Source organism: Bifidobacterium mongoliense DSM 21395 (assembly GCF_000741285.1).
In the GTDB taxonomy this organism is placed as follows: domain Bacteria; phylum Actinomycetota; class Actinomycetes; order Actinomycetales; family Bifidobacteriaceae; genus Bifidobacterium; species Bifidobacterium mongoliense.
Map to the genome: position 1 here is coordinate 39,837 of NZ_JGZE01000018.1, position 26,395 is coordinate 66,231.

Genomic DNA, 26,395 nt, shown 5'->3' on the forward strand with positions numbered 1-26,395 from the left:
CACACCATGACATTGCAGCATCCCTACACCGTGATGACCGTTTGCACCGGCAATATCTGCCGATCGCCGATGGCCGAGATCATCCTGCGCGCACAATTCGAGCGTGCCGGACTCACGGACCGGGTGCGTGTCGAATCCAGTGGCGTGAGCGACGAGGAGGATGGGCACCCCATCGATCCCCGAGCCGTGCGTGTGCTCCGGGCCCGCGGGTATGAGATTCCGGCGCACCACAGCGCCCACCGAATTACGCGTGCCGAAGTCGAGGAGTCGGATCTCTTCCTGCCCATGACGTTCTCGCACATGCGCGCCCTGCTGAGGCTCATTCCGTCCGATCGGCGTGGTGATGTGCATATGTATCGCAGTTTCGACCCCGATCTGCCCCGTCCGGCCGCCGGGCAGGAGGACAAGCTCGATCTCGTCGACCCGTGGTACGGGGGAGCGCACGAGTTCGATGTCGCCATCGATCAGATCGAACAGGGAGCGCCCTACATCGTCGACTGGGTCAAGCGGCAGCTGTAACGGTTTCTTCTGGTGTGGTGTCGCGGCGTCACACCACACTGCCATGGTTCATACGTAGCGGGATGGTGTGGTCGCTCGAAACATGTGGTCGATTACCGATTCTCCGCTACGACGGTGAATCCGACTGGTAGAAGATCGTCGGGTTTCGAGGAGTGACCGACCATGACATCGAAGTCTCCCGGCTCGACGACGCGCTTCTCCTCCGCGTTCACGATGGTGCAATTTGATACGGGGAGGTTAATCGATACCCGAGCTTCCTGACCTATCTCCAACGGAACACGTTGGAATGCCTTGAGTTCCTTGTCGGCCCAACTCACTGAAGTCACGACGTCGCGAACGTATACTTGTACTGTTTCAACGCAGGGGCGTTGACCTGTATTGTGTAGGGTCACGGTGATTCTGAGGATGTCATCCATGTGAACATCCTGAAGCCTGCCGCCGTGTATGTTGTCATTGGCCCTGCCTTCTACGGATAGACAGGGATTCGAGTAATCGACGTGTGTGTACGACAGCCCTTCGCCGAAGCTGAATGCTGGTTCCTGAGTCAAATCGGCGTATCTGGAACCATGTTGTCCGCGTATCTGATTGTAGTAAATCGGCAATTGCCCCGAATGGCGAGCAAATGAAATGGGGAGGCGACCTTGAGGTTCAATTTTTCCCAGTAGCAGTTCGGCCAACGCTCTACCACCCTGCATGCCTGGGTTGCCAGCCCAGATGATGGCAGCGGCTTGGCTTGTGCATTGTGGCAGGACGAGTGGCTTGGAGGCCATGAGTACGACGATCCAAGGGTGGTGGTTATCGTGGCAAGTTTGAGCAATCGCCTCAAGCAGCGCCGTTTGTGCTCCGAAGAGTTCGAGCGTGGCCGTCGATCGACCTTCCCCTACTAGTTCGATCACGTCGCCGACGACGACGATTGTCGTCTCTGCGTTAGCCGCTGCATCTGCTGCCTCATTGATCATGTGGGGGTCGGGCGCGCAGGGCGTTTGAATCGGTGGCCTTGGTTGACCGTCGGGGAATGTGGCGCCCGCAGGATCGGCCTCCAAAGTGAGTATATTTGCACCCTTGGCGTAGGTTAGCGAATAATTGTGAGGTAAAGCCTCCTGGAGACCATCACGAACCGTTACCACGGTTTCGCGTGGCTCTTCCTTGATCCAGCTGACCTGACCGGAGCCCCCTGCCCAGTCTCCCAGTTGGTTTTTGGGGTCATCGGCCAAGGGGCCTATCAAGGCAATGGTGTGTTGGTTCGCAACTGATGCTGCCGCAATTGGTTTCTGCTGGTCGGGTTTCGTATCGTGTGTAACCGAGCTGAAGGACTGAGCAGTTGTGCTCACATTGGATCCTTGAGTGTTCAGTGGCAAAGTGCCGTCATTGCGAAGGAGAACAAGAGACTCGCGAGCCATACGTAAGTTAAGTTCCGTGTGCTCCCTGGTTCCGATGGCAGCGGCGATGCGAGCCTGATCGGGAGTTCGAGGATGTTCAAATAACCCCAGTTCAAATTTCAGACGCAACACATTGCGTACTGGACGGTCCAAGTCGGACTCCGTGATCAAACCCCGATGAATGGCGTTCAGGGCTCCCTCGTAGAAGTTTGGCGTGGTCATGATCATGTCGTTTCCTGCACGAATCGCTGCAGCTGCGGCATGTGTGTAGTCCGGTTGGAGATGTTGTTCCCATATCATTCGCCCGACGTTGTCCCAATCGGTGATCAGAGTGCCCTTGTACCCCCACTCGTTTCTCAATACGTCATTGAGTAACCAGTGATTCAGGGTAATGGGAATGCCGTCGGTGGTTTGATATCCAAGCATAAAGGTTCGGCAGCCAGCACGTGCCACTTTTTCGAATGGGGGAAGGAACCATGAACGCATTTTGCGGTGAGAGACGTCGGCTTCGGAGGCATCTCGTCCGCCTTGGGTCTCAGAGTACGCTGCAAAGTGTTTGGCGGTTGCAGGATGGACGTGGGGTCGTTCAGGCCCGAACCTTGGTATCCCTCAACCATGGCGCATGCGAGCTCACCGATAAGCATGGGGTCCTCTCCGAAGGTCTCTCCGACCCTTCCCCAGCGCAGATCTCTTGCGATGCATAGCACGGGGGAAAAGGTCCAGTGAATTCCTGTTGCGGATGCCTCGATTGCTGTGATGCGTGCCACTTGTCGCACCAGGTCATAATCCAAGATCCCGCCATGGTTAGTTGGGTGGGGAAAATCGTGGCGCCGGGCCAGAAGGAGTAGCCGTGGATACAGTCCTCGCCAACCAGCAGAGGTATGCGTAGTCGTGTCTCTCGAGTCAATGCCGCTGCTTCGATGAGGTTCGTTGGCGATGTGTGAAGAATCGACCCGATGTGCTTATTCCGAATATTTGATGCGAGGTCATGCTGAGCGTCAAGTTGCATGAGTTGTCCGACCTTCTCCTCGACTGTCATTTGTAAGAGGAGGTCCTGGACGCGGTCATCTATATCTGCGTGACGGTTGAGGTAGGTGGGTGTGGGTGATTGGCTTGTGGAATGCATGGTTTTCCTTTGGCGTTGAACGATGGACATCCTCCGCGCACTTGAGGAGGACGGCTCGTGCTGTCAATTATGTTACTGGAGAGTTAGTTTTTAATCAAGTTCGGAACACTGGTGGGACCGTTAGGAACATTGTAAAAGACCCCACTGATTGACTCGACAATACGAGTTGACAACTAACTCATTAGTAAGTATCTTGTGAGGTGACAAAGTAGTTATGGCCCGCCTGTTGGTCGTGTAGTGTTTTTTGCGTTCAGTCTCACGGCATATCTCCACACATGGCTGCTGTTCTCTGTTTTTCAACATCATTCAGTTCAGCACGCTTAGCCGTTAACAAGATATGGTTGGCTCTAGATTTGTATAGTGGTATTCGTTAATGCATGATGTGCCTGCTAAGCCTGGTGTAACGGTGAGGGGTCGAGAAACGATGGATGACGTTGGCAAGGGCCGTGCACAGACCAAGCACAGGCCTGAGACGGTCTTGAAACGACGTGAAATACTCAGGGCCGCTTCTGAAGTGTTCGGAATGAAAGGTTCAGCCAAAGGCACCCTTGAGGAAATCGCCAACAAGGTGGGGATGACAAGGGCGGGGATTCTGCATCATTTTGGTTCTAAGCGTGCTCTGTTGCTCGCGGTCCTTCAATATCGTGACTCAAGCGCGGTAGCGGATTTGGAATATCACCATATGCCAGGTGGTGCTGATCTGTTTCGTCATCTCAAAGCAACTGCGCATCGGAATGAGGAACGTCCGGGTATTGTGTACACTTTTGTGACCCTATCTGCTGAATCAATCACCGAAGGTAATCCCGGTCATGACTACTTTTTACAGCGATACGGCAACCTCAGAGATGAGATTGCCGAAGCTTTGATTGATATGGCGAAGGAGCGTCGAGCTACGATTAACATGGACAAGGTCCTTATGGCCAGTGCGTCCATATTGGCGGTAATGGACGGTTTGCAGTTGCAGTGGCTACTGGATGGCAAGGATATCAATCTACCGAAAGTGACCGAGTATGCGATTGACACCATCGTCGATTCAGTCTTGCCCGGTTCCAAACTCACGGCATAGCGATACAACGAGGGCGCTCTCGCCTCAAGTTGCTCCTGATACAGTGGTAATGCCTTACTAACCGCGGACGCTCTGTATCGGTGCCCCAGGGGGCCGCCCGGTTTTGGTCGGACCTGTGGAGTCACCGTATCGGGTGGCCACCTGAGGGGAGACCCATGCAATTCTTCATCGACCATCTGAGTAAATCCTATGAAGGCAAACCCGTGCTCAAGGATATCGACTTCACGTTCGATGATTCGAAGATCTACGGTCTGCTCGGCCGCAACGGCGCCGGCAAGACCACGTTGTTCAATGCGTTGAACCGTGACATCACCGTCGATGGCGGGGATTTCGGCCTGATTCGGCCCGATGGCAGCAGGGCCGATACTGCCGGAGGATCTCGCTATGTGCTCTCCACACCGCAGGTGCCGGAGTTCCTCACCGCCCGGGAGTTCCTGAAGTTTTTCCTCGAGATCAACGCGAAGCGGGTGCCTGTGCATCGCGAAGTCGACGAGTATTTCGACGATCTGCGGATCGAGCCCGCCGACCGCGATCGGCTGCTTAAGGACTATTCACAGGGCATGAAGAACAAGATGCAGATGATTGTCAACATCATCGCGAACCCCGCCGTACTGCTGCTCGATGAGCCGTTGACCTCCCTGGACGTGGTCGTGGCCGAGGAGATGAAGCAGTTGCTGAGGTCGATGAAGTCGGGCAGGATCACCATCCTCTCGACGCATCTGCTGGACTTGGCCGTGGGTCTGTGCGACGAGATTGTGTTGCTCCATGACGGTCGGCTCCAGGAGGTGCCGAAGTCGAATCTCGACGATGAAGATTTCAAGAACCGGATTATCGCGGCGCTGTCGCACGGCGCATCGCTCGACAGCGATGAGGATGCCGGTCCGGCAGCGGATGCCGCCATCGAGGCCGAGGTTGCTGCCGATGTCGTCGCCGAAGCTTCTGTCGCCGCTGAGACTCCCCGTCCCGCCTCGACCTTCGATCGCGGGGGCGAGCATGCGTGAGACGTTCCTGATCTCCTTCCGCCTGAAAACGGTCTATCGTGTCAACATGATCCTCTTCGGCATCCGACAGATGGTGTCGAAGCTGCCGATCTTCCCCCATGACGTCTTCGGCATCCGCTGGATCAAGACCCTGGCCGTCGTGCTCGCCGGAATCCGCGAGGTGCTGGACATCTTCTTTGGCAAACTCGCCTTCGTCGGGCTGATGTTCGCCGTCATCATCGGCCCCGCTTCGGCGTTGAACATCACCCCTGATACCTCGTTCCTGACAGCCTACCTGTTCCTGACGTTGGCGGGCGCGTGCCTGGACCCCTGGATGTTCTCGTTCTACCGACACGATTACTATGCGTTGGTGCTCATGCGTATGAACGCCAGAGATAGGGCGCTTTCGGGATTCATCTATGCGGTGGGTGGCTCGATTGTCGGCTTGTTGCCTTTTTTGCTGGTGTTCGGGTCGAGGCTCGGCCTGCCGTGGTGGACGGCGCTCATCATGGCGCTGCTGCCCAGCGCTGTGAAATCCCTGGTCACGGCAGGGCAGATGGCATATTACCGGCGCACCGGCGGATTCAACGCGAGTAAGCCGATCGGCGCCCTGACATGGCCGCTGATCATAGGTTTGGCTGTTATTGGCATCGGTCTGACCGTGCTGGGGTGGGCCTTGCCGAGGGGCGTGGCTCTCGTGGTCATGCTGGTGCTGATCGTCGGGGGAGTGGCCGTGGCCCCTGCCATCCTGCGGTTCGCGTACTACCCGGAACTGTGCAAGAGAGGGGCCACGCAGACCGTCGAGGTGCTCGACAGCGTCAGGAAAGGCACCGTGCAGCGTGAGCAGATGGACAAGGCGATTCGGCTTGACGCCACCGATGCCTCATCGTCCCGGGGCAAGACCGGGCTCGCCTATATCAACGCGGTGTTCATCGCACGGCACCGCAAGATCCTGTGGGGTGCCACGTTACGGTATTCGGCCCTATGCGCCTTCGTGGTTATCGTCGCCATTGTTGCGTATCTGGTCAGGCCGGTGCCCATGCCCGATCCGGTGGGCTTCATGCCGACGATGCTGTTCGCCATGTACTTCGTCAACCGCGGTGCGGTGATGACGCAGGCCATGTATGCGAACTGCGACCATAGCTTCCTCACGTACCCGTTCTATAAGCAACCCAAGCCGATACTCGAGCTGTTCGTGCTGCGGCTGGTGGAGATCGTGAAGCTCAATCTGCTGCCCGCGGGCATACTCGGTGCGGGGATGGTGGCGCTCATGGCCATCGAGAACGCGGCGCGTCCCTCCTACGAGTATCCGCTGGCCTTCGCCGCCATGCTGCTTATCGGCGTTTTCTTCTCGGTGCACTACCTGGCGCTGTATTACCTCCTGCAGCCCTACACCTCCGAAGCCGTGGTGAAAAGCTACCCCTATCAGCTGACGACCGGGTTGACATACCTGGCGTGCTATTTCCTTGCGGTCTATTACACCAACCCGTCGCTGTTGGTGTTCGCCGGGGGCAGCCTGGTGTTCTGCGTGCTGTACTCCGTGGTCGCCTGCATGGCCGTGTTCCGCTTCGCCCCACGTACCTTCCGCCTCAAGGCGTGACATAACTCGATATATCTCCTCCAGCGCAACCGGCATGCGGCGCACGGCACGTTCTATCGTGAGTGTGTTTGCGATTATCCCATGTCGAGTTGGTAGGAGTGTGTCATGCGTGCAGTGGTTATGGAATCCGCCGGTGATGTGCGGGTCGAGGATGTGGACAGGCCTCGGATTCAACGGCCGACGGATGCGGTCATCAGACTGTCGGCCGCATGCATCTGCGGTTCCGATCTGTGGGGGTATCGAGGTGCCCAGCCCGTCGGCCATCAGATGATGGGCCATGAATACGTCGGCGTGGTGACCGAGGTCGGTTCGGCGGTGCGCACCGTGGCCGTCGGCGATTTCGTGGTCGGCTCGTTCTGCCTGTCCGACGGCACGTGCGAGATCTGCGAGGAGGGGTACCCTCCCGCTGTGCGAACGGCGGTTTCATGTCCGGCGCCCAGGCCGAGTACGCCCGTGTGCCGCTTGCGGACGGCACATTGGTCAAGACCCCCGGCATGCCCGATGCGTCGTTGATTCCGTCGTTGCTGACCGCATCGGATGTGCTCGGCACCGGTTGGTTCGGTGCCGTCGCGGCGCACGCCGGCCCGGGGAAGACCGTCGCCGTGGTCGGAGACGGCGCCGTCGGCCTGATGGCCGTGCTGGCGGCCAAGCAGCTCGGAGCCTCGCGCATCATCGCCATGTCCCGTCACCCGGACCGCCAGAAGCTTGCGCGTGAATTCGGGGCGACGGATATCGTCGAGGAACGTGGCGATGCGGGTGCGGCGGCGGTCAAGGAGCTGACGAACGGGTATGGGGCGCACGCCGTCGTCGAAGCGGTCGGCCTGCAGGAATCGATGATGCAGGCGATCCACGCAGCCCGCTCCGGGGGATATGTGGGCTTCGTCGGTGTCTCGCATGGCGTCTCCCTTGCGGGCGGCGAGCTGTTCGGCAAAGAGGTGCATCTGTTCGGCGGCCCCGCCCCGGTCCGCCGTTTCCTGCCCGATCTCATACAGCGCATCTGGAGGCGTGAGATCGATCCCGGCAAGGTCTTCGATCTCACGTTGCCGTTGGAGCGGGCCGCCGAGGGGTATCGGGCCATGGATGAGCGCCGGGCGATCAAGGTGCTGCTGCAGCCGTGAGTGTGCGGGTATGTGCTGGGGTCGTTCTTGCCAACCCCGGCACCCGCGGATATAGGACAACCCTCACGCCAGTGTTTCCGATGGGTGAGGGTTGAAAGTGGTGGCTCCGATCGGCATCGATCCGCTGACCTAACGATTTTCAGATGCTAGCGCGGATCACCGCCGAAAGTGGTAGCGCGCGACCTCGTGCGCTTACTCGCGCAACGCCTCGAATGCCCCAAACCACACGCATGTGATTCAGTGGAAAAACCATATTGTGCAACATTGTGCAACAAACTTTCGCGGCATGGAAAAGCCCCGCCGAAGCGAGGCCTTAATCTATTTGAACAGGTCCCAGAAGCTGAACGTTGTCTTCCTGTAGATCTTGTTGTACGCGGCTTTGCGTGGGTTCTTCACCCAGCCCATGCCTTTCCTCCCGTATCCGGGGATGATGGCCTTCTTCGCCTGGCGTTTCCACTTCGACGTGGTGCGAGCCTTCAACGAGCGTTTCAGACTCGGCGTGCGCATACCGAACTTCATGATTCCTCGATTCTCGATGGTTCTGATTATTGGATGATTTCCTTAGCGCTTTCGAGCACTTCCTTGTTCTCCTCGTCGTCGCCGATCATGAGCACGTATCCTGCGTTCTCGCCGATAAAAATGGCATCAGTGACCCAATTCGCATTTACGTCGGTCAAGTAATCAACATATAGGGGACGCCATGGAAGACAAAAACACCCAAACGCCTGATGAGGCTACACAATTCACGCCGGCACAACGAAAAATCATCTACATGGCCACTTTCGCCGTTGGCGTGGTAACCATTGTCGCGGCTCCCGTGGTGGCTGTGGTGAGCGCTCCCGCGTGGATTCCCGCGCTGATCGGCGGGCTTGGCTCCGCTGGTGCCATGGTATCCGCCGCGTTCGGGTGGAAATACCTCGGCCGATGATAAGAGTCTTGACGCCACACAGCCAGCCCCCAAATCCTAATCATTAAATTTGTACGAATTCGTACATATTTACCCTTAAGCCCCGCTACCGGCATCACGCCGAGGGCGGGGCCTTTTCTGCGTTCTGCTCGTGGTGTTAACTCACGCGGTTTCGTATCCTGTTGGATATGAGCAATGAACAGCAGCAGGATCCGACCGTTGTGGCGTTCGTGTGCACACACAACGCATGTCGCAGCCAGATAGCTGAAGCGTGGGCCAACAAGTATGCCTCAGAGGCATCCGTGCTGTCTCAGCGGGAACCCATCCTGATGAGATGGTCGATCCTGGTGCCGTAAGAATCATGAGGTCGAATCACGGCATCGACCTGTCCGGCAAGCATCCCAAACGTTTGGATGAGGTGGGCGGAATCGATGTGCTGGTCACCATGGGGTGTGGCGTGGCCTGCCCATACGTACCAGGTGCGCTGCTTGTCAAGTGGGATATACCTGATCCGATGGGCGGCAGCGATGAAGCATATGATGAGGTCATCGAACTGATTCGGAGCAAAGTCAAGGTCCTGATCATCGAGTTAGGCTGCCGATGTGAGATATTCCGGAGAGCATCTCCACTATGACGATTACGACGACGTGACCACTCGACCAAAAGTGCAGGCCGAACAGCATGGCAACACCGACAAGGAACGCAACCAGCGCACCCGCACACTCCTCGAGAAACGCAAAGACACGATACTCGACGCTTTAGGTTTTCCTGGCCCATGTGCTTCTCTCAGATAATAAGTGAAGTCAGATAGACAACATACAGGATGACCAGTCCCATCCCCTCGATACGTGAGATGCTGTGTTTCTTGGTGTTGTAAACGAAATAACTGAAGATCGCGACGGTCGCGACCATGACGGGAAAGTGTGTGGTGAAGATATCGCGTGCGATGCCAACGCCACCCTGGTTGAAAGTCGCGGAATACCCAAGGACCAGGGTCATGTTGAGTGTGTTTGCTCCCAGAACGTTGCCGACGGCGAGATCGCCACGGCCTTTCCTGGCGGCATTGATGGTCGTCACGAGTTCGGGAAGACTCGTCCCCAAGGCAATGATTGTTGAGGCGATGAGTACCTCGGAGAGCCCGGCCCTTGCGGCTAGGGTCGATGCGCTGGACACGACGGCATCGGAACCAAAAGCCAGCAGTGATGCGAAAACGATGATCACGCATAAGTTCACCGCGATCATGCGTATGCTCTTGCTGCGGCCATCATCGGTGCCCGCACCATCGTCGCTTGAGGAACTGTGGGGCGTCTTGAGTCGCGATGAGCCCTTGAACATCATGAAGAGGTATACAGGCACAACTGCCAGCAGCAGTATTCCGGCCCACTGTGGCAGCAAACCTCCTATGGAGAAGCTCGATATACCGTTGTCAAGCAGGCACAGACCGATCAGCAGAATCATGACAATGGTGAATACACGAAGTTTGGATGCTGTTTCCCGCAGAACTGGTATCGAACCGAACAAAGCACCTGCTCCTAGAACGACGGTGGTATTTGTAATGACCGAACCGGTGGCGTTGCCGACGGCCAGATCCGAGGACCCCTGAGCGACAGCTACGATCGAGGTTGCCAGTTCGGGCAAAGTCGTACCCAGGGAGATGACGGTCGCACCGACGACTATTCTTGGAATGCCCAACTCTGTTGACACGATCACAGCCCCGTCGATCAACTTGTCGGCGCTGAACACGACCAAGGCCAATGCCAGCAGTAGAACAATCACGACGAGGAAACTCGACTGGCTAGATATAAAACTTTCCATCAAAGGAGACCTTCCTTCGGTGCGCGGCACCGTCCTCCGCGCCCTCGGAGAATGATTTCCTTGAAGCTTATGAAAGCCCAACCTCTACAACATGATGAATGCCAATATTCCACCACAGGGATTCGACACCGTCACAAAACACCAGATACAATTCTCTACTTCTTCCATTCGATCTGCGCGAGGTTCAACGACGAGTCGAGGGTTTCCATGGCGTTGAGGCGCTCCGTGATGTCGGCATGACGATAATGTTCCACCATGGCTATGCTGCTATGCCCGACGATCTGCATGATCAACCCAACATCGACACCCATGCTGGACAACAGGGTCACCGTGCTATGCCGAGTCCCATGACCGAACCGGACCTGCGTGTCGTCAATACCTGCCTGATCCATGAGATCACGGAACGCCTGCTCATCGTCGTCGGGTTCTATCGGCCTGCCATCGGTCCGGTGGAATACGAGCCCGTAGGGGTTGGGCTGTGATGATGTGGCTTTGAGATATGTTTGCATGACCTGCGCGAGCATGGGGATGATGGGAACAATCCTCCCAGTCTTGCTTTTCGGTCGCGTGAGACACCAGCGACCCCATAGGAGAGTGATATCATAACCGACCGGCACCCGCCACTGCGGGTTTGTGCAGAACGACGGACGCTTCTTTCTGCACGGGTAAACGCCTTTGATGGGGTCGCCGCAGCCGTGTTCCCGCATGATCTGCTCGAGTTTCCAATTTACGGCATACTGCCCGTAGGGCACATCACCGTCGGAGACACCGAAACTGAGATCCTCGAGACTAGCGCCGAGTATCTCCCCCTGGCGCATCCCGGTGAGCAGACGCCACCACCATATCGCGCCGATTGCGGGACCCATAGCCGCTGCTGTTGATAGCATTGACTGCATCTGCTCCACGGTGAACGCTCCACGCTCGTCGCTCACGCCAATCTCATTGTCCTTCGGGCTTGGTCGTTCGACGGCGACCATCGGGTTCGACGGTATGATCCGGTCGGCGAGCGCATTCTTGAATATCTGGTTGAGCGTCGTGTGCAGTGTGCGGCGCAATGATATGGAGGCAGGGCCGGTCGGCTCGCCTTTTTGATTGTATGATTGCATCTGGTTGAGGATGCGACGGCATATTGTTGGTGTGAAGTCATTAACCGGTTTGTTTGCGTATGGTTTGAGGTGTCGGCGGACGCATGTCATGTAGCCTCGGTAGGTGCTGGGGTCGCAGTTGGCTTTGTTGATGGCGAGCCAATCTTCCGCGTATGGGCCAAGGCGGACGGTTTTGCTGACTGCCATGCCCCACTCATTCTTGTCGCGTAGGGCTTTTCTGATTTTTTCGTCGCATTGTTTGTAGGTTTTCCCGGATACCCAATGTTCGCCGATCTTGGCGCGGTATCTTGTGTATGTTTTTACACTGCCGTTTTTGAGGGTGTGTTTGACCTCGGTCTTGATAGGACGGATTATTCCGGAGCGATTTTCCCTGGCCATGATTGTCTCCATGCGATTGTGCAACATTGTGCAACATCCATAAGACAATTGTACAGCATCCGTGCGGTCTCCGTATGGCGTATATCGTTGATATTCCGCCGTTTCGTGGTGGCTCCGAGCGGTATCGATCCGCTGACCTAACGATTTTCAGTCGTTCGCTCTACCAACTGAGCTACAGAGCCATGAATGAATAAAACCCGGATATGCCGGGTTTCATTATCCAAGCGACCCCGGCCGGACTTGAACCGGTGACCTCCGCCGTGACAGGGCGGCGCTCTAACCAGCTGAGCTACGGGGCCATGGCCGCTCGTTTAAAGCAGCCGAGTAGTTATATTACTCATATGCCGGCTCTGCGCAACCCCTGCGTGTCGCTCGCGTGGCGCGGAGGGCACGAGACGGTAGCGGAGCCAATATGAAGAGGCCCACGGGCCTTGAAGGATCCGTGGGCCTCTTCATATTGGGGAGTTGCAAAGGACTGTCAGCGCTGCGCCATAAGTGCGGCGATTTGCGTCCCGAGATGGTCGGACGACTGGGGCAGACCGGCCGTTTTTGAATCGCTGCTCCATGAGCAATCGCCGGAGGTGCAGGCCGAATTGAGGTCGCTGCTCCACTGGTCGCTGTTGTCGATGGCCATGCCGATGCCCCATGCCACGAAGATGAAGATAATGACGTAGAGCAACGTCTCGAAGGCACCGATGATGATGCCGGCGATGGCCATGCCCTTGTTCTTCTCACGTGTCCGATTGATCTGGACGAGGGCGATGATCGACAGAATCAGTCCCACGGGCGGGAGGAGGAAAGCCAGGATGAAGCCGACGATGCACATCACGTTCCATTGGGCGTTGACGCTCGGTGGGTAATACAGGCCCTGCGGGGGAACCTGGCCGCCGTAGGGTGCGTACTGGCCCTGCGGGTAGGGCTGGCCCTGCGGTTGCGCATACTGCTGCCCTTGCGGGTAGGGTTGGCCGCCCTGTGCGTACTGCCGGCCTTGGGGCTGTGCGTACTGCTGCTGGCTGTCGGCATACGGATGACTCGCGCCGGTCTGCCTGTATGCGGGGGACCCCTGGTTCGCGGGTGTCTGATTGTCCGAGGCGTTGGAGCCGGCGCCAGAGGCGTTCGGATTATTGTCAAAGGGCTGCTGGTCCATGGGATTGCCGTGCTGTTCGTTCATACGGACCAGTCTACGCGAGATTGTTCCGGGCGGTCATGGTTTTACGCCCGGGAATCGCACCGCCAAGGTGTGCGGTCTATGGTTCGGCCTCGCTGTTCGCGATAAGGAAGCGTGGTGTGTGGTCACATCGCTTCGAGGTCACGGGCGGCTCCATATGACAAGTGGCGCACCCCGTCATGGGGTGCGCCACTCATGTGTCGACGCTGCGGACGTCGGTGTGATGGCGGCCGGTCATAGATTGATCACCGATCACCGATCATCGGCCTCAGGCGTCAGGCGTTCTGCTTCCAGTTCGCGACGTCGATGTGGTGGTCGGGGTTGGCCTGCCACGCGTCCCAAGCGGAGCGCACGATGTCTTCCACGCCGTACTTGGCGTGCCAGCCCATCTCCTCGTTGATGCGCTTGGGGGAGCCGATGAGGTGCGGCGGATCGCCGGCGCGACGGGCCATCACGGCCTCGCGGAACGGCAGCCCCGTGACCTTCTTGACCTCGTCGACGATCTGACGCACCGAAGTGCCCTCGCCGGTGCCGACGTTGAAGGCGTCGTACTTGCGCTCGTCACGGTCCAGATAGTGCAGCGCGGCGATATGCGCGTCGGCCAGATCGGAGACGTGGATGTAGTCGCGCACGCAGGTGCCGTCCGGAGTGGGGTAGTCGTCGCCGAAGATGGCCGGCGCCTTGCCCTGCTTGAGGCGGTCGAAGAGCATGGGGATGAGGTTGAGGATGGCGGGATCCTCAAGTTCGACGGGGCCGCAGCCGGCCACGTTGAAGTAGCGCAGCGCGCAGAACCTGATGCCGAAGGGCTCCTCGCAGGCACGGGCCATCCACTCACCGAAGAGCTTGGTCTGGCCGTAGGGGTTGATCGGGACCATGGGCACGACGTCCTCGGGCACCACGTCGACCGGCGGTACGCCGTAGGTGGCGGCGGAGGAGGAGAAGACGAGCTTCTTCGCGTGCGACTTGGTCATGCCGGTGAGCACGTTGAGCATGCCGTTGAGGTTCTGCTGGTAGTACCACAGCGGCTTGGCCACGGACTCGCCGACCTGCTTGCGGGCCGCGAAGTGGATGACCGCATCCACGTCCTCGGCGGTCATGATCTCGCCGAGGCGTTCGCCGGCTCCGGTGGCCGCGATGTCCATGCCATACAGGCGCGAACCTTCGATGCGTGTCGGCTTGCCGTAGCTCAGATCGTCAACGACGACGACGCGCTGTCCGGCCTTGTGGAGAGCGTGAACCACATGGGCGCCGATGTATCCGCACCCACCTGTGACGAGAATTGTCATATCTGGCCTTTCGTTGTTGTGAGCAGATGGAGAACGAACGTTTGTTTGTTATCTTTTGCTCATATTTGTTACCTTTTGAACATTTCTAGTATAACACTCGACAAGGAGGTGGCGGGAACGGGTCGAAGCACAGCGAATATGGCGTTCAGCACATTACGTGCACCCTATTCGAACATGACGGTACCCACGGACCGTCCGGCTTCTCCACCTTCCATCCTCCTGATGTCACTGCGCAATACGCCGGTGCGCAGTATTCGTAACATGGGCGGTGGGTCTCGGAAATCGAACGCGTTTAGTCTTGAGCACTAACGCCAGTCACCGGGCCGGTCGCGGTGGGTGTCGACCGGCCATGCGCATGAGTGGTCATGCGGGGTGGGCCGGACGCCCATGGTTCGTCGAAGAAACGAGGCAGATATGCTGGAGTCCGTTGCACGCGAACTTGCCGATGCGTTGGTGGGCCATCGCGCGTCCATCAACCGTGAGCTGAGCCGTAATGGCGTGAGGTTCGGCATCAGCGCCGATGGCCATTACTAGGACCGGCTCTTCCCCTACGATCCCATACCCCGGATCATCGAATCCGATGAATTCTCCACACTCGAGCGCGGGCTCGCCCAACGCGTCAACGCGCTGAACGCATGTTTGCGCGATCTGTACTCCGACAAGGCCATCGTCAAGGACGGCGTGATACCCGAGGAGTACGTCTACACCTCGAAAGGCTATTTTCCCCAGGTCAATGGCGTGCTGCCGCCCGGAGGGGTGTTCGCGCACAGCGCCGGCGAGGATCTCGTGCAGGGGGAGGACGGGCAGTGGTGGGTGCTCGAGGACAACCTGCGCATTCCCTCGGGCGCCAGTTATCCGCTCTTCGTGCGCGACATCGAACGGCGCATCTCTCCGACCCCGTTCCGCGACGTGCGCATCCGGGACAACCGCGCCTACCCGCGTCTGCTGCGCAAGTCGATGGATTTCGTCTCCACGGAGGGCATCGCCGTGGTGCTCACCCCCGGCCGGCAGAACGCCGCGTTCTTCGAGCATTCCTATCTCGCTGAGAAAACCGGTGCCGCGCTCGCATTCCCCGAGGACCTCGAGGTGGTCGACAACCGCGTCTTCTTCGTCGACTATGCGGGCAAGCGCCATCGTGTGGGCGTAATCTACCGTCGTCTCGCCGACGAGTTCCTCGATCCGTTCGCGTTCAACCCGGATTCGGTGATCGGCATACCCGGTGTGCTGGCGGCGTACCGCAGCGGCAACGTGGCCATCATGAACGCCCCCGGAAACGGGGTTGCCGACGACAAGGCCATGTACTGCTTCGTGCCCGAGATGATCAGGTACTACCTGCACGAGGAGCCGATCCTGCACAACGCGCCGACCTATATGCCCATGTTCGAGAAGGATCGCAAGGTCATACTCGATCGTCTGGGCGAACTGGTGATCAAGGACGTGGCCGAGGCCGGCGGCTACGGGGTGGTCTTCGGTTCGAGTCTCGGCGTCCGCGAGCGCGAGGAGATGGCGCAGCGGATCGTCGACGAGCCGCGTCGTTTCATCGCCCAGGAGGTCATCCCCTTCAAGGACATCGACATCGTGGATCCAGCCACCGGCCAGCGCACGCCGCGTAAGGCCGACCTGCGGGCATTCGTGCTTACGGGGCAGAAGACGCATGTGTGGTATTCGGGCCTCACGCGCTATTCCGCCAGGCAGGGCCAGATGATCGTCAACTCCTCGCAGGGCGGCGGCTTCAAGGACACGTGGGTGCTCGCCCCGCCGCAATCCGAGGAGTATTCGAAACAGCGTGAGCGCGACGCGGTGAATCTGCTCGACGAGAGCTCGCTGAGCACGCCCGCGTTGGTCACGGCGACGAAGGCCGACAACCTGTATTGGCTCGGTCGATACTCGGAGCGCGTCTTCACCACCATCAGCCAGTTCTCGCTGTTCTACGATCTGGTGATGGACACGCAGGTCGAGGCGTTCAAGCCCTTCGCCCGTGCGCTGGACCTGCCTGAGGACTTCCAGGACTTCGACACCTTCATCCATTCCTTCCTCTACGACGATGGGAATCCCGATTCGGTGCGCAGCGCCGTGCACAGCGCGTTCAACAACGCGGTGGTCCTGCGCCCCGAACTGGGTTCCGGGCTGCTGCAATACGTCGAATTGGCGGTGTCGACGATCGACGACGCGGCCCACGGCAACGGCACGTCCGAGAACATCTATCGCCAGCGCGACATCACCGATCATATGCTCTCGCTCTGGGGAGGCGTCGAGGACTCGGCGTTGGACCCCGTGCTCAAGGCGATGCTGTTCATCGGCAAGTACCTCGAGCGCGTCGACCTGTATTCCCGGTTCACCGTGCCGGCCTCGCGCATGACGGCGCCATTGAAAAAACTCGCGATCTATCTCGGCATGCTCGACGGCATGCCCCTGCCCCAAGGCATAGTCGCGGGGATCCAGTGGTTGCTCGGGCAACTGCCGTTGCGCGGGTACGGTGAGGTGACGGAGGAGATCTCCAAGTTCGTCATCGATCCGCAATCCAGGGTGGCTGATCCTGACGTGAGTACCTATAATGCGCTCAATGCGATGAACATGGATGCCGAGCACTAGTCCTTTCGGCCTGCAGCCCCTGGTGGGCCGCATGGACGTGCATTCACCGGGAATGTGGGCTACCCTTCGGAGGGTGTGATGTGCGTGTGCATGCGCACGGATGGTGGTGGCCCGGATACGGCCGGTGTGCGCCGCGATATCGGCTGTCATGGTGATGGAGATTGGGGGTTGGGTGCCGATGAAGAAACTCGTGTTCGACTATGCGATGACCTTGCGGTTCAGCGCCCCGGTTTCGGACCATCGCTTTCAGCTGCGGTGCGTACCCGCGACGGGTCCACGCCAGCAAGTCAATGACGTGAACCTCAAGGTGACCCCTCAAACCGAATTCGAGACCCAGCACGACGCCTTCGATTCCATCGTGATCACCGGATTCATCCCGCAGCCCCACACCAGTTTCGAGTATTCGGTGACCGGCATCGTGTTCGTCGACAATGCGAACATCAAACCGGAGATGAGCAAACCCCTGTATCGTTTCGATTCGGCGCTCACCCGGCCGGGGCCGACGGTCGAGACGATGATACGGCGCTGCGCCGGCACGATCGCCGCGGCCGGCCGGCCCCTCAGCGTGATGGAACGTGCCGAGGTGGCGATGCACGAGGTGTACGCGGCGTTCATGTACACGCCGGCCTCCACCACGATTCGGACCACGGCCGAGCAGGCGTTGCGGCAGGGCCGCGGGGTCTGCCAGGACTACGCGCACGTGATGCTTGCGGTCTGCCGGCATCTGGGTCTGCCGAGCCGGTACATCGCCGGCCTGCTCGGCGGTGAGGGCGCCACCCACGCCTGGGTCGAGATCTACGATCAGGGGCGGTGGATCGGGTTCGATCCGACGCACGACCGGCTGGTGAACGACGACTACATCACCATCGCGCACGGGCGCGATTACCGCGATTGCATGCTCGACATCGGCATCTTCTCGGGTGCGAACGTCACCCAGCAGCAATGGGTGAACGCTTCGGTGCACGAGTATCGGTCGTAGGGCCGCCGGTACGGGTACACCCATCTCGCTAGCATGGGGCGCGTCAAGCACGGGAGCTCAGGTTACTGAGCTGAGAGGGATAGTCCCGACCGTAGAACGTGATCCGGTTAGTACCGGCGAACGAAGTTTTTGATGGCCCGATAACGGCTCCCCGCTTGCCATGAGTGAAAGCGAGAAGCATATGAACACAGCAAACATCACCACATCCGTCCGCAGCGGCGCGCATCCGTCGCTGCGCTGGCGCGTTGCCGACATCACGGTCACCGTGGTCATCGCCGTCGCATCCGGCGTCGTCTTCTGGGCCGTGGATCTCATCTACCAGCCCGTAGCCTCGGTGTTCCAGGTCGTTCCGGGATTGAGTTCGCTGCTGGACGGGCTGTATTACTTCGCGGGGCCCCTCGCCATCCTCATCGTGCGTAAACCTGGTGCGGCGCTGTTTGCCGAGCTCATCGCCGCGTTCGTCGAGGCCATGATGGGCGGCCAGTGGGGCGGCATGGGGACCCTCATCCCGGGTCTCGTGCAGGGCCTGGGCGCCGAACTCGCCTTCCTGTTCTTCGCCTACCGGGTGTGGAACATCGGGACCGCGATGCTGTCGGGTGCGCTCGCCGGGCTCGGCGGTGTGCTCATCTCGTGGCCGCTCTTCCACGCGGGCGCCGCGGCGAGCTACATGGTCGTCACCTTCATCTGCAGCATCATCTCCGGCATGATCCTCTCCGGTGCGCTCATGTGGTATCTGTGCCGGGCGATAGCGGCCACCGGCGCCATCGAACGCTTCGGCGCCGGTCGCGCGATGCGCGGTCAGAACGCCTGAAAGGAACCATCATGCTCAGAGTCAGACTCGAATACGCACATCCGTGGACGAACCACGCCGGCATGTACCTGGCGCGGGAACGTGGGTACTACGCAGATTACGGAATGGATGTGGAATTCACCAGCGGCGACTTCTTCCGCGGCGACCCCGCCTATCTGCTGGCCGGGGGAGAGGTCGACATCGCGCTGGTGCGGCTCAATCAGCTGTTGTTCCACCAGCAGGGAGAGTCCTCGCTCATCTCGTTCGCCGTCATGAACCAATGTCAGATCGGCGGCATCATCACCAACACCTCCACCGGCATCCGGCGGTTCCGCGATCTCGAAGGCAAGCGCGTGTGCATCCCCATGGGGGTCAAGCGCCTGTACACCGAGCTCAAGGAGGCGGTGGAGCGCGACGGCGGCGACTTCTCGAAGATCGTCACCATCGACCCCGGCGAATGGGAGCCGGATATCCGCTCCGTGGAGCGCGGCAAATTCGACGCCTTCATCAACGTCGCGTGGTGGGAGCCCTACCAGGGGTCGCTGCCGTTCGATCGGGTCGTGGTCCTGCCGTTCGCGGATGACGTGGCGCCGCACCATTCGTATTACGTCTCCGTACGCCGCGAGATGCTCGACCGCAATCCCGAACTGGTCCGTCATTTCGCCGATGCGACGGCGCGCGGCTACGCACTGGCCTGTGAACGGCCCGACGAGGCCGTGCATGCGTTGCAGCCGGCGTTGTGCCACATCGATCACGAGGTGCTGCGCGCCTCGCTCGACGCGGTGACGCCGTCATGGTTCGACGATCAGGGCAATTGGGGTGTCGCGAACCTCGACATGGTGCGCAGCTACACCTCCTGGATGGCGAAGCACGGGCATCTGAGCGTGCCCGAGGATCGGGCGATGCGGGCCATCGACGGCGACTGCGTGACCAACGCGCTTCTGCCCAACCGCAGCCGATCCGATGCCACGGCCGTTGTCGCTCGAGGACGTGGGCTGATCCGCGTGCCCCTCCGGGCTTGAGACGGCGTCACGATGGGTTGGTGGGGGGAATGGATTCATGGTGGACGGTGGACGGTTGATTCCGCGATGGGTCGATGGGCTGCCGGGGTGATGCCGTGAGGTGCGCTCCCGCGGTCCGCTTATAGTGGGGAGTCATGCGTAACGACCAGCTCCCTCACCTGCCCCCGACCGACCCCGCCGGCGAGATTCCCGATGCGGCCCATGATGCGGCCGATAATGCGGCCCATGATGCGGCGGGCGAAGGCGGGCACGGTATGTCCGGGGCCCGGCGTGTCGTCTTGTCGTTCGTGCGGCGCAGGGAACGCCTCGACGAACGGCTCGAGCGGGCCAAGGAGACCTATCAGGATCGCTATATGCTGCCGATAGACGCTGGCGGCGCACGATTGGGCGTGCGTCTCGGTGTGCGGTTCGACCGTGCGCTGGTCGAGCGGGCCTGGGGCAACGATCATCCGCTGATCGTCGAGGTCGGCACGGGGCAGGGTGAGAACATCGTCGCGGCCGCGGCGGCCCGGCCCGACATGAACTTCCTCGCACTCGAGGTCTACGACCCGGGCATTGCCCACACCCTGCTGCTCGCGGGTAAGCAGGGGCTTGATAACCTCAGGATCGCCCAGGTCAACGCCCCGGCGCTGTTCGAGGTCGCCGAATCGGGGCTGGCCGCTGAAGTGTGGACGTTCTTCCCCGACCCCTGGCCCAAGATGCGTCACCACAAGCGGCGCATCGTCCAGCCGGCGTTCGCCGACGCTATCCGTCGGGTGCTGGTGCCCGGGGGCGTCTGGCGCATCGCCACCGACATCGAGGACTATGCGCTGCATGTGCATGAGGTCATGGACGGGCGCGCCGATATGCGCAATGCCGGTTCGGTGACGGTCAGTCTGCCCACGGAGCACGTGGGCAAAGGCACCGCTGGGATGGCACAGGCCATGCCCCATGCGGATTTCCTTGAATCCGAACGGTTCGACGGCCGGATTCTCACCAATTTCGAGCGCAAAGGGATCGCCGCGGGTCGTCGTATCCACGACTTCACCTATCAGGCGGTGTAATGGGGGATTGGCGTGTGACAGGTTGACTCGGCATCTTTGCGTCGGCGCGTTACGGCCGTAATCGGGTGCACCGAGTGTGTTGCGTGTGTTGAGCCCCCGGATCGCTCACACTGCCCCGCCGCCGTTCCGTGCAACACGCCGTCTTGCCAGTGCGGCCGCTGGTACGCTAAGCTGGTTGAGTTTGTTAGCCCCCCTCGTCTAACGGTTAGGACACCAGACTTTCAATCTGACAACGAGAGTTCGACTCTCTCGGGGGGTACTTTTCCTGCGTTTCCGTATTGCCAGTCGGCAGTACGTCTCGGCTACTGCCGACTGGGCTTCATGGTTGTTCTCTCTTCCGTGTATGTTCACGGGAAATCATGTGTTTCACGGGTTTTCTTGGAAAAGTGTGCCCAAAGTGTAGTCAGAGATGGATGGTGTGCTGAGCTCTGACGGGAGCACACCGCGGCATCATTCAGGGAATCTGGACCGAACCACTGACTGGTTCATGGTCATGCTCGTGCGGGGCGATCGTCGTATGGATCGTCAGGAAAGCCCTCGGCAATTGTATTTCGTGCATGGGAGGAGCGAGTTTGCAAGTTTTGAGAACTTCCGAGAGTATCAACGCCTGAAATCGTTGAGATTCCCACCGTCGTTAAGCCAAAAAATGCCTGTTCTACTTGAGTGAGTTCTCAAAACTTGCAAACTCGCTCCGGAATGGCCCATGATTGTGCCCTTTTCCGGCGAATACAGGTCGAAGTCATACACATCGATGGGCCGTGGGTGCTGCAACGGGTGTCCGAGAGCGGGTGCAGGGCACGAACCACCATGTGTTCTTGGGGCGGCCGACCGTACCAGCCGAAGGAATAAGGCACCGACCACAGTGTTTCGGCCGGCGGTATTGACGTAATCTCGTAATCCCAGTACACCACACGTGGTTAAATATCCGACTGATCCGTCCTGATCGTCGTGACTTCGAAGGCCCGCACACGGCGTAGCTGCTGCCGTCTGGTGAGCGGGTTGAGCCAGTTGCCGTCGTTGTACGGCTGATAGATGTCAAGTCCGCGGCCGGGGACAACCCGCCAGCCCGTATCGGTGACGATGGAGCGGTCGTGCCCGGTGTCGTCGAATTCATAGGTGAAGGTGATGCCGAGGCGACCGAAGGTCGATTGGATTTCGGAGAACTTCTCGGTCTGCTCGGATGCAAACCTGCCGTCGTTGCGGCGCGTCACCAGATGCACGTGCACCTCCTCGGTGCGATCAGTGAACATGAGGACGGTCTCGAGGAACTCCGTGAAATTACGGATCTGGTAGGGCTTGCGGATATAGGGGTCCTTGAGCACGATCCTGGCGGCGCCGGCGATGTACGGGCCGAACAGCCCGTCATAGGTGACACCGGTCTGGTTCTCCGTGAAGGCGACGTGGCCTTCCTGTGCGCCTGTCCGTTCGATGCTGGGGGCGGCGTCATGTACGTTGCCATCGCCTTGCCGGCGCCCGTAGAGTTCGGGATAGTCTCCTTCCTCCAGGGTGTGCACGGAGATCCACACGGCGACCGGAACGTCCGGGCCCACTCGGGTGTAACTAAAATCGCTCTCCGAGGTCGTGCCGTCCATCCGATGCAGCTGATCCGTGACCCGCTTACGCCCCTCCATGGCGCAACGCAGCAGCGGTTGCATCTGCTCCGCAGAGGCCTGACCGTCCGGGTGCATGAGTTTCATCAGGCCGGAGAAGGTCTTGGCCACGCCTTCCCTATCGTGTGCGGAGAGCGTCCGTGACAGCGTGAAGTGCCGTTCGAACGCACGACTGAAGTCGATCTCGCGTAACCGATGGAGGATCTGAGCAAGATAGTCCACGACGAAACCGTAGCCATGGGAGAACACTTCGGCGCGAACCTGTTCGAACTCCCAGCCGGGCAGGAAGTAATGGATGCGGTCCAGGAAATCCGGGTCGTGGTACTGCGGGGGCAACTCGTCGAACAGATCGGCGTGCTTGAGCAGATAGGGCACGTTATGGCTGGTATTACCCTCGAACGCCAGGCTCGCCTCACGCCGCTCGGGTTGTGTGGTGGCAGAGGGCACCGGGCCATCCATGTGGCGTTTCATGGTGGCGACGAGATCGCGGCCCGAGAATTCGTCGAACGCCACGGTGTCCCAATGCCTGACCTGGTCGCCGGGTGCCTCACCGTCGTCCCTGAAGAGCCGGGATGCGACCGGGTCGTCGTCCGATACGAGCGTGCCGTGCGGCGAGAACTCGGTGTAGGTATGCGATTTGCCTGTGCCTTTGGGTCCGAGCTCGAGCAGCCGGTAGTTGGATTCGACGAAGGGGATGAGACGCACCAGATGCAGGAGCTTGATGCGCTCGCCGAACATGCTCGGGTTGAGACCGACCGAGCGCATGAGCAGGTCGATCCACTCCTCATCGCTGAATTTAGGACGCATCGCGATGTAATGCTCACGATCGTCGCGCGATGTCTGCAGCGGCTTGAGATCGAGGATGCGCCACGGCGCGGTCCGTGATGCGCCGTCGCGTTTGTACCCGATCCGGCACATGCACCAGATGCCGGTGGTCAGCAGTTTCGGGTCGCGCACCACAAGCGCGGCGTCGATGGTGACCTGGTTGATGCCGAGGTTGGAAAATCGCGCCTCGTATTGGTCGAGTTTCCCGTTGAGCGTGACTTGGACCTGGTCGATCACATCGTAAAAGCCGCGCTCGCGTATCCGCGACTGCATACCCGGCGCCTCCTCCCGGCGTACCGCATTCGTGGCGAGCATGGTGCGCACCCGCGCGACGTCGTCGTCGGTGCCTGTGGGATCGGCCTTGGCGGTTTGGTCGCTGAGTAGGTGTTCGACCACGTAGGACGGCACCGGGGCGTGTTCCTTGAGTTCGGCCGCGAGATCCTTGCGCACGATGCGACCGGGAAACGCCTCACTGATCTTGCGATCCAGCTCGTTCGTCTCCTCCGGTGGCCGAAGATCACGCATCATCGTCATATCCTCACCTTCGAGTCGCCCGTGGTTCGTGTGGCCGGTCGCCGCGAATATCAATGGCGGATGTACCTATCGTCCGCATCGACCGTCGACCTCCGGCCGCACGTTCTTCCCTCGAGTCTACGCAGCCCGCGGGGTCGGGTACAACTCCTCAGCCGTCCGCGCACTGTCCGCGCATCGTCAGTGCCATGCCGGGTAGGATGGCAATCGCCATGGTCCGTCCGGGGCGAGGCGTGCGGTGTAGGGCACGTCGCCACAGTGCGTGACGGAGAAAACGGTGCGTGACGGAGAAAACAGAGCGTGACGACGGGCGGGGCCACGCACGGAAGGAGACGGGTTATGAGTACCTATGTGATCGTAGGAGGGCATGGCAAGGTTGCCAGGCTGACGGAACCGTTGTTGACGGCCCGAGGCGACACGGTCAACGCCATCATCCGAGACCGGGCGCAGGTCGCCGATGTGGCGGCATGTGGCGCCGAGCCGGTGGTGCTTGACATGCAGATGGCCGGCGTCGAGGAGATGGCCGAGGTGTTCCGCGGGGCCGATGCGGTCGTATGGTCCGCCGGTGCCGGAGGAGGGTCCCCGGAGCGCACGTACGGCGTGGATCGTGATGCGGCGATGCGCAGCATGGACGCAGCCGCGCTCGCCCACGTGGACCGCTATGTCATGGTGTCGTACTGGGGCGCCGGTCGCGATCTCGACCGCTTGGGCCCATCGGACGGTTTCCGCCCTTACGCCGAGGCGAAGGCCGCCGCGGATGCCCATCTGCGGGCCTCGTCATTGGCATGGACGATTCTCGGGCCCACGGGATTGACGATGCAGGATCCGTCGGGCCTCATCGACGTTGGCAATCCGGAGGAACCGTATACGGCGCTTCCCCCGACCTCGCGTGGCAACGTGGCCGCGGTCGTCGTCGCCGTACTGGCCGACGATGCGACGGCGGGTCGGACCATCTCGTTCCATGACGGTGCTACCCCGATCGAACGTGCCATCGGTGCCGACCGCGATCCCGTCCGTTCCTAGGGCGCGTGATGGCAAGGAAGGCGGGGCAGCCAATGATCACCGAGCAAACCACCGCGGAACCGATTGCCGTGGAACCGATCACGACGCATCCGGCGACCGCCGACCGGTGGGATGATCTGCAGACCGTCTTGGTCGGCGGGGGCGATGGTCGAAGCTGCCAATGCGCATGGCCCGTCATGACCGCCGGGCAGTGGCGGTCGACGACTGTCGACCAGCGGAGGAAGGCGCTTCACGATGAGGTCGACGATGAGCCCGCCCCCGGCATCATCGTGTATGTCGGCGAGGATGCGGCGGGTTGGATGCGGGTGGGTCCGCGAATGGTCCAGCGGCGTGTACTCAACTCGCGCGTCATGAAATCAGGTACCAAAGAACCGTTGGAAGCCGATGATGTCTGGGCCATCACGTGTGCTTCGATTCGCACGAAGTACCGACGTCGAGGACTGGAGGCGGTGTTGGTGGATGCCGCGGTTCGATATGCGCGCGAACGGGGTGCGAGGGTGATTGAAGCCTATCCGATCGACAACACCGTTGCCCGACCATCCAGCAACTCCATGTTTGTCGGTGCCCTCACGACGTTCCTGCATGCGGGGTTCACGGTCATCTCGCATCCCACCCCCACGCGTGCGGTCGTCTCGCTGGAAGTGGGATGGTGAGGGCGAAGGGCGTTGTGGCGCTTACGGTAGGGCGCTGACCGGCTTCGTCAGTCCGCGAGAATCCGGGCGACGATGGCCCGGATGTGGATGTCGGCGATATCAAGCGTGGCCACCGGCATGTTCTCAGGGGAGAGGATCAGCGGGAGTTCGGTGCACCCGAGCACGATGCCGTCCAGCCCATGTTCGGCGACCATGCGGGAGACGATACCCAACAGCAGCGTCCGTGTCTCGTCGCGCACGATGCCTTGCTCCAGCTCGTCCACGATACGGGCATGGATGAGCTCCTGGTCGGCCCTTCAGGGGTGACCATGGCGATGCCCGCCGCTTGGAACGCCGATGTGAAGAAGTCATGGTGCATGGTGAACTTCGTACCGAGCAGGCCCAGCCGATGCAGACCTCGGCGTTGTGCCTCCTGCAAGGCGCTGGTGACGATGCTCAGCAGGGGGAGTGCGGTACGCCGTTGGATGCCGTCGAACACGATGTGCGGGGTGTTGCCGCACATGAGACCGAAGTCGGCGCCGCCATGGCGCAGGTCCTCGGCCGCATCGCCGAGATAGGCTTCGACCGCGGGGTAGTCCTCCCGGTCGAGCATGGAGAACATGCGGTACATGTCGATGCTCCGGATGCTGATCTCGGGCAGTACCGCGGTGCTGTGTTTCGCCTGCTGGACGCCCGCGATGATTGCCCGGTAGTAGCCCATCGTCGCTTCGGGGCCGATGCCGCTGATGATGCCCACGTGTTTCATGTCGCCACCGTTCCGGTTGTCTGTATCGTGTCCGGCATGTTGAGATGCACCGGGTACATTCGATAGTGAATACGTCCGATACTAGCGATGCCCCCGATTGTTTCGGGGGCATCGGATGGGACGACGGGTGGTCG

The 26,395-nt window shown here is 60.2% G+C and carries 22 protein-coding genes, 3 tRNA genes, 3 pseudogenes and 1 riboswitch; of the genes and pseudogenes, 16 read left to right on the top strand and 12 right to left on the bottom strand.

Annotation, left to right across the window (positions count from 1 at the left end; genetic code table 11):
* Window positions 1–6 precede the first annotated feature (6 nt).
* Window positions 7–519: a low molecular weight protein-tyrosine-phosphatase gene (locus BMON_RS07065; RefSeq protein ID WP_033511645.1), complete on the top strand. Its 513-nt coding sequence runs from the start codon at window positions 7–9 to the stop codon at window positions 517–519.
* A 92-nt stretch (window positions 520–611) separates the two neighbouring features.
* On the opposite strand, the pseudogene BMON_RS07070 reads toward BMON_RS07065, so the two are convergent.
* A pseudogene (locus BMON_RS07070) lies at window positions 612–3,024 on the bottom strand (glycoside hydrolase family 3 N-terminal domain-containing protein).
* Window positions 3,025–3,448: 424 nt separating this feature from the next.
* Between BMON_RS07070 and BMON_RS07075 the strand changes: the two are divergent.
* The 5 genes from BMON_RS07075 (at window position 3,449) to BMON_RS07090 (ending at window position 7,788) form a co-directional block, all read left to right on the top strand.
* A complete protein-coding gene (locus tag BMON_RS07075; RefSeq protein ID WP_033511649.1) occupies window positions 3,449–4,090 on the top strand; it encodes a TetR/AcrR family transcriptional regulator in 642 nt (213 codons plus the stop codon).
* A gap of 155 nt (window positions 4,091–4,245) precedes the next feature.
* The gene (locus BMON_RS07080; protein WP_081882977.1) at window positions 4,246–5,091 is read left to right on the top strand and encodes an ATP-binding cassette domain-containing protein; all 846 of its coding nucleotides are present in this window, start codon (window positions 4,246–4,248) and stop codon (window positions 5,089–5,091) included.
* Window positions 5,084–6,670 (top strand): hypothetical protein, encoded by a 1,587-nt coding sequence (locus BMON_RS07085; RefSeq protein ID WP_033511652.1) that lies wholly within the window; start codon window positions 5,084–5,086, stop codon window positions 6,668–6,670. The genes BMON_RS07080 and BMON_RS07085 overlap by 8 nt, the downstream gene beginning before the upstream one ends.
* 120 nt (window positions 6,671–6,790) lie before the next feature.
* Window positions 6,791–7,183: an alcohol dehydrogenase catalytic domain-containing protein gene (locus tag BMON_RS10445; protein ID WP_237745375.1), complete on the top strand. Its 393-nt coding sequence runs from the start codon at window positions 6,791–6,793 to the stop codon at window positions 7,181–7,183.
* Window positions 7,096–7,788, top strand: coding sequence for a zinc-binding dehydrogenase (locus BMON_RS07090; protein WP_237745371.1), 693 nt, complete (start codon window positions 7,096–7,098; stop codon window positions 7,786–7,788). Before BMON_RS10445 ends, BMON_RS07090 begins: the two co-directional genes overlap by 88 nt.
* 318 nt (window positions 7,789–8,106) lie before the next feature.
* Here BMON_RS07090 and BMON_RS07095 read toward each other — a convergent pair whose 3' ends face one another.
* Window positions 8,107–8,307 carry a hypothetical protein gene (locus tag BMON_RS07095; protein WP_033511654.1) on the bottom strand — a complete coding sequence of 67 codons (201 nt, stop codon included), beginning with the start codon at window positions 8,305–8,307 and terminating at the stop codon, window positions 8,107–8,109.
* A 26-nt stretch (window positions 8,308–8,333) separates the two neighbouring features.
* The gene (locus BMON_RS10535; RefSeq protein WP_272944910.1) at window positions 8,334–8,465 is read right to left on the bottom strand and encodes a hypothetical protein; all 132 of its coding nucleotides are present in this window, start codon (window positions 8,463–8,465) and stop codon (window positions 8,334–8,336) included.
* Window positions 8,466–8,488: 23 nt separating this feature from the next.
* Between BMON_RS10535 and BMON_RS07100 the strand changes: the two genes are divergently transcribed.
* Both BMON_RS07100 and BMON_RS09320 read left to right on the top strand, forming a co-directional pair.
* Complete coding sequence (locus tag BMON_RS07100) at window positions 8,489–8,716, top strand: hypothetical protein (protein ID WP_033511656.1); 228 nt, start codon at window positions 8,489–8,491, stop codon at window positions 8,714–8,716.
* 167 nt (window positions 8,717–8,883) lie between these two features.
* Window positions 8,884–9,329: pseudogene (locus tag BMON_RS09320) on the top strand (arsenate-mycothiol transferase ArsC).
* Between the two features lie 152 nt (window positions 9,330–9,481).
* On the opposite strand, the gene BMON_RS07110 reads toward BMON_RS09320, so the two are convergent.
* The 6 genes from BMON_RS07110 to galE form a co-directional block, all read right to left on the bottom strand.
* Window positions 9,482–10,510, bottom strand: coding sequence for a calcium/sodium antiporter (locus BMON_RS07110; protein ID WP_033511658.1), 1,029 nt, complete (start codon window positions 10,508–10,510; stop codon window positions 9,482–9,484).
* A gap of 155 nt (window positions 10,511–10,665) precedes the next feature.
* Window positions 10,666–11,802, bottom strand: a complete 1,137-nt coding sequence (locus BMON_RS07115) for a tyrosine-type recombinase/integrase (protein WP_162176698.1) — start codon at window positions 11,800–11,802, stop codon at window positions 10,666–10,668.
* Window positions 11,803–12,100: 298 nt separating this feature from the next.
* A tRNA-Phe gene (locus BMON_RS07120) sits at window positions 12,101–12,176 on the bottom strand.
* Between the two features lie 43 nt (window positions 12,177–12,219).
* Window positions 12,220–12,293, bottom strand: a tRNA-Asp gene (locus BMON_RS07125).
* Between the two features lie 179 nt (window positions 12,294–12,472).
* Complete coding sequence (locus BMON_RS07130) at window positions 12,473–13,165, bottom strand: DUF4190 domain-containing protein (RefSeq protein WP_237745372.1); 693 nt, start codon at window positions 13,163–13,165, stop codon at window positions 12,473–12,475.
* A 272-nt stretch (window positions 13,166–13,437) separates the two neighbouring features.
* Entirely contained in the window at window positions 13,438–14,448 is a 1,011-nt protein-coding gene (gene galE, locus BMON_RS07135) for a UDP-glucose 4-epimerase GalE (RefSeq protein ID WP_033511660.1), read from the bottom strand.
* 414 nt (window positions 14,449–14,862) lie between these two features.
* Here galE and BMON_RS07140 point away from each other — a divergent pair.
* From BMON_RS07140 to BMON_RS07165, 6 genes and pseudogenes are all read left to right on the top strand, one after another.
* Window positions 14,863–17,040: pseudogene (locus BMON_RS07140) on the top strand (circularly permuted type 2 ATP-grasp protein).
* A 178-nt stretch (window positions 17,041–17,218) separates the two neighbouring features.
* Entirely contained in the window at window positions 17,219–18,019 is an 801-nt protein-coding gene (locus BMON_RS07145; RefSeq protein WP_033511662.1) for a transglutaminase family protein, read from the top strand.
* A gap of 39 nt (window positions 18,020–18,058) precedes the next feature.
* Window positions 18,059–18,161: riboswitch (TPP riboswitch) on the top strand.
* 39 nt (window positions 18,162–18,200) lie between these two features.
* Window positions 18,201–18,830: an ECF transporter S component gene (locus BMON_RS07150; RefSeq protein ID WP_033511859.1), complete on the top strand. Its 630-nt coding sequence runs from the start codon at window positions 18,201–18,203 to the stop codon at window positions 18,828–18,830.
* Window positions 18,831–18,841: 11 nt separating this feature from the next.
* Complete coding sequence (locus BMON_RS07155; RefSeq protein WP_081882980.1) at window positions 18,842–19,831, top strand: ABC transporter substrate-binding protein; 990 nt, start codon at window positions 18,842–18,844, stop codon at window positions 19,829–19,831.
* 254 nt (window positions 19,832–20,085) lie between these two features.
* Window positions 20,086–20,874 carry a tRNA (guanosine(46)-N7)-methyltransferase TrmB gene (trmB, locus tag BMON_RS07160; protein ID WP_123644800.1) on the top strand — a complete coding sequence of 263 codons (789 nt, stop codon included), beginning with the start codon at window positions 20,086–20,088 and terminating at the stop codon, window positions 20,872–20,874.
* Window positions 20,875–21,061: 187 nt separating this feature from the next.
* A tRNA-Glu gene (locus BMON_RS07165) sits at window positions 21,062–21,133 on the top strand.
* Window positions 21,134–21,791: 658 nt separating this feature from the next.
* Here BMON_RS07165 and brxL read toward each other — a convergent pair.
* Window positions 21,792–23,843 (bottom strand): BREX system Lon protease-like protein BrxL, encoded by a 2,052-nt coding sequence (gene brxL, locus BMON_RS07170; RefSeq protein WP_051917996.1) that lies wholly within the window; start codon window positions 23,841–23,843, stop codon window positions 21,792–21,794.
* A gap of 336 nt (window positions 23,844–24,179) precedes the next feature.
* Here brxL and BMON_RS07175 point away from each other — a divergent pair, with 336 nt between their 5' ends.
* Window positions 24,180–24,863 carry an NAD(P)H-binding protein gene (locus BMON_RS07175; protein ID WP_033511666.1) on the top strand — a complete coding sequence of 228 codons (684 nt, stop codon included), beginning with the start codon at window positions 24,180–24,182 and terminating at the stop codon, window positions 24,861–24,863.
* A 32-nt stretch (window positions 24,864–24,895) separates the two neighbouring features.
* A complete protein-coding gene (locus BMON_RS07180) occupies window positions 24,896–25,516 on the top strand; it encodes a GNAT family N-acetyltransferase (RefSeq protein ID WP_051917997.1) in 621 nt (206 codons plus the stop codon).
* A gap of 47 nt (window positions 25,517–25,563) precedes the next feature.
* On the opposite strand, the gene BMON_RS10710 is transcribed toward BMON_RS07180, so the two are convergent.
* Both BMON_RS10710 and BMON_RS07185 read right to left on the bottom strand, forming a co-directional pair.
* On the bottom strand, window positions 25,564–25,728 hold the full coding sequence (locus BMON_RS10710) for a hypothetical protein (protein WP_280524131.1): 165 nt from the start codon (window positions 25,726–25,728) through the stop codon (window positions 25,564–25,566).
* A complete protein-coding gene (locus tag BMON_RS07185; RefSeq protein ID WP_081882982.1) occupies window positions 25,653–26,261 on the bottom strand; it encodes an aspartate/glutamate racemase family protein in 609 nt (202 codons plus the stop codon). Before BMON_RS07185 ends, BMON_RS10710 begins: the two co-directional genes overlap by 76 nt.
* Between the last annotated feature and the right edge of the window lie 134 nt (window positions 26,262–26,395).